This is a genomic window from Clostridium sp. AF15-41 (assembly GCF_003604095.1).
Lineage (GTDB): Bacteria > Bacillota > Clostridia > Lachnospirales > Lachnospiraceae > Coprococcus.
In genome coordinates, this window is sequence record NZ_QTMQ01000002.1 from 140,053 (window position 1) to 144,040 (window position 3,988).

The following is a 3,988-nucleotide window of genomic DNA, read 5'->3' on the forward strand; positions in this document are numbered from 1 at the left end:
GGATGATTATAACGACTATAAAAGAATAAATTAAAAATCCCTTCTGGTTAGATAAAACGTAAACCAGAAGGTGTAATTAAAGGACTTAGTTTATTATAGTTCATAGAGCTTTGGATTGTCAATTCTAGAATGGTTAGGATTTGGTTAAGAAATATAAATACAATATCGGCAATTAAGAGAAATGAAATAACATGTGGTTAAATTTTCCACATGTGGAAAATTGTTAGATGAAGCTAACGGATAAGGACGATGACAAAATGAATGACAAGTAAAATCCACATGGTACATTCTTACCTTAATAAGTCGTAAAACGCATCACTGGGGGAGCGGATTCCAGAACTTGGAATTTAATAAAAAATTTAGGCAGATCAAGAATGACGAATGGTGTCCGACAGAACAGGATGTATACGCAATTTACAAGCGAATATGTTGCCCCTTAAATTTTCAGAATAACTAAACATCGCCATTGTTTTCTGAGAATTATTGTGCTACATTTTAATTAGTGGTATTATTATACGCATAAAGTGAGAAAGGGGTTAAATGAATGAAGAGAATAAAGAAATTATTAAGTCTGCTGATTACATTTACATTGATTTTCACAATGTCAGGGGTGGTATATGCTGCCGCAGATGATACAGCAACAATTTCAGCATATGAAAAGACGGATAAGAAAGTGGCAGAACTTTCGGCAGCTACTTGTACGATCAAAAAAAATGACAATAAGTATTATTACAAAAATGCATCCGGAAAAACAGATAAAAAGACCGGGTGGAAGAAAAATCAGAACGGGCAGTATGTATATTATGTCGGCTCAAAGGGATATGTAACCGAGAAGATTTCCGGTGGATATTGGTATCATTTTTCCGGCAAGAAATTCGTAAAAAAATCACTTTCTTCCTATAAGAATAAAACCAAAACAATCGGGAAGAAGATTTTTTTTGTTAATTCAAAAGGCAAGATTGTACTGAAATCCGGCTGGAAAAAGGTGTCAGGGGTTTATACTTATTATGTTTCCGGAACCGGTACGGCATCTGTAAAGCTGACGGGAAAGAAATACTACAAGGTGTCAAGTGGATCTTGGAAAGCCCAGAGTTTAAAGAAGTACAAGAATGACCGGATCAAGGTCAAAGGAAAGTATTTCTATGTAGATAAGAACGGATCAATGATTAGGACTGCCAAGACAGTAAAATCCGGTAATTACAAGTTCACGATCAAGGCGGACGGAACATGTACAAAAACAAAGATTGAAACAAAAACTCCGGATAATTCCAATAGTGGAAAATCAGATAATACAGGTGAAAATAATAACGGTAAGACAGATGATACAATTCCGGCTCACACGCACCAGTGGTCGCCTTTGGCAGAAGATCATACTATGTTAAAAGATACGAACTATGTAAAGCATGATGCAATAGTGAAATATATATACACTGAAATTAAACCGGCTTGGGATGAAAAAATATGGGAGGATAAAACAGTTTGTTTAACATGTGTGTGGAATAAAAAACCAAAGGAAGGAGAAGAATGGACTGATCTTGATGGTGATGGAGTATGGACAGCTCCGGTAGAGGGATGGGTTTATTTTCCAGAATGTGTTATTGATTATGAAAAACACAAAAAAGAAACTGGACATACGAAGCCTACGGAAACACGAGTTGTTACCAGTATAAATCATCATCCTGCCGAATACGACTATGTTCCAACCACAATCACCCCAGAATGGTCCGAGTGGGATGAACACCGGAGATGTACGGTGTGCGGCGAGAAAATGACCGAACATGCAGTCAGAGTTGGATTTAAAACAACTTACACTCCAGATAAAAGTGGAGATTTGGTAAACATATATGGAAATAAGTACGCTTCAGTTACAGCAGGAGTTCCGTATGAGGACTAATTATTGACACCACTATATCAATATGTTATAATTAATACAGTTTTGATTCCTTTTTATATAATTTTTTTACGGCACCGAACCTAGTTCTCTGAAATAAAAAAGGAAAATAATCTGAAAATAATAATAACAACCAAGGTGAAGAATTTGAATTCTTCACCTTGATTATATTTTATGGGAAAATAGATAAAAAGTAATTTTGTATTCATCAAACCAAATAAATACCTTTATTAAATACGGAATAGGCAGGAAAGTGTGTGGTGGAGTAATAAAGAAAACCTCATGGTAATTTAAAACTCAATCTGTAAATTCTCACCGAGGTGTAACAGGAAAACCAGAAAAGTGGGGGAAGAAATAAAGGAAAAAATTTGGGCTGCGACCAAAATTAATTTGCATAATACGCAATGCGACCGGCAAGAAAGATGGAGAGAGGTTTAGCTGTTGTCAGGCATAGAAAAATAAGTTACAATCAAAATTGGAGAGACGGTGGCAGGTGGACTAAGACAAGCTGTTATGTATGTGCCGGATAAAACTGGAAAGAGAGGTTAGTTAATATGCCAAATGATATTGTGAACTATCAGGAGGTGATTGCCGATATAAAGGGAATTATTTCATCTGGTCGTGAAGTAGCTTATAATGCAGCCAATAAGGCTATGGTACTCACCTATTGGCATGTTGGTAAGCGTATTGTGGAGCAGGAGCAGGATGGAAAAGAAAGAGCAAAATATGGTCAGGCTTTAATCGAGGCATTGGCAGATGAACTTACAAAGGAATATGGAAAAAGTTTTTCAAAAAGAAATTTGCAATATTTTCGTAAATTTTATCTTGCTTTTTCTGATGAGCAAATTGTGAACACATGTGTTCACAATCTAAATTGGTCTCATTTTAGAGCACTTTTACGTGTGCCAGATGAAAATGCCAGGTTATGGTATATGAACGAAGCAGCAACAGAAGGTTGGAGCGTTAGAACTTTAGACAGAAATATCAGTACACAATATTATTACAGACTAATGCAGTCACCTAAAAAAGATGCAGTTATTAAAGAGATGATACAGAAAACAACGGAAAGTCAAAAAAATAAATTTGAACTTCTAAAAAGTCCGATTGTTGCAGAGTTTCTAGGCTTTAAAAATGAAGATTCTTATATTGAGAGTGATTTGGAGTCTGCAATTTTGACACATATCAGAGATTTCCTGATGGAGATGGGAAAGGGATTTGCTTTTGTTGCCAGACAGCAGCATATTGTTACTGAGACAGAAGATTATTTTATAGATCTTGTTTTCTATAATATTGAATTAAAATGTTATGTGCTTATTGATTTAAAAATGGGAAAAATTACACATCAGGATGTAGGACAGATTGATATGTATGTTCGTATGTATGATGAACTAAAATGTAAAGAGGGCGATAATCCTACACTTGGAATATTGCTTTGTGCGGAAACAGATGAGGATATAGCAAGGTATTCAGTATTGCATGATAATGACAGGCTTTTTATGTCAAAATATCTCACATATTTGCCGACAAAAGAGCAGTTGAAAGCAGAGATAGACAGGCAAAAGGAAATATTTTATATGCAGCATCCGACATTGTCTGAGAAAGAGAAATAAAATATTGTGCTACATTTTTATTAGTAGTATTATTATACGCATAAAGTGAGAAAGGGGATAAACGAATGAAGAGAGTAAAGAAATTATTAAGTCTGCTGATTACATTTACATTGATTTTCACAATGTCAGGGGTGGTATATGCTGCCGCAGATGATACAGCAACAATTTCAGCATATGAAAAGACGGATAAGAAAGTGGCAGAACTTTCGGCAGCTACTTGTACGATCAAAAAAAATGACAATAAGTATTATTACAAAAATGCATCCGGAAAAACAGATAAAAAGACCGGGTGGAAGAAAAATCAGAACGGGAAGTATGTATATTATGTTGGCTCAAAGGGATATGTAACCGAGAAGATTTCCGGTGGGTATTGGTATCATTTTTCCGGCAAGAAGTTCGTAAAAAAATCACTTTCTTCCTATAAGAATAAAGCCAAAACAATCGGGAAGAAGATTTTTTTTGTTAATTCAAAAGGAAAGATTGTACT

Annotated in this window: 2 protein-coding genes and 1 pseudogene; all 3 read left to right on the forward strand. The window is 35.2% G+C overall.

Features of this window, described 5'->3' with window-relative positions; genetic code table 11:
- Nucleotides 1-544: 544 nt before the first annotated feature.
- Nucleotides 545-1,894, forward strand: a complete 1,350-nt coding sequence (locus DWW43_RS02065) for a hypothetical protein (RefSeq protein ID WP_119962570.1) — start codon at nucleotides 545-547, stop codon at nucleotides 1,892-1,894.
- A 551-nt stretch (nucleotides 1,895-2,445) separates the two neighbouring features.
- Nucleotides 2,446-3,501 (forward strand): PDDEXK nuclease domain-containing protein, encoded by a 1,056-nt coding sequence (locus DWW43_RS02070; protein WP_119962571.1) that lies wholly within the window; start codon nucleotides 2,446-2,448, stop codon nucleotides 3,499-3,501.
- 65 nt (nucleotides 3,502-3,566) lie between these two features.
- Nucleotides 3,567-3,988, forward strand: a pseudogene (locus DWW43_RS12160) (hypothetical protein); the annotation flags it as partial.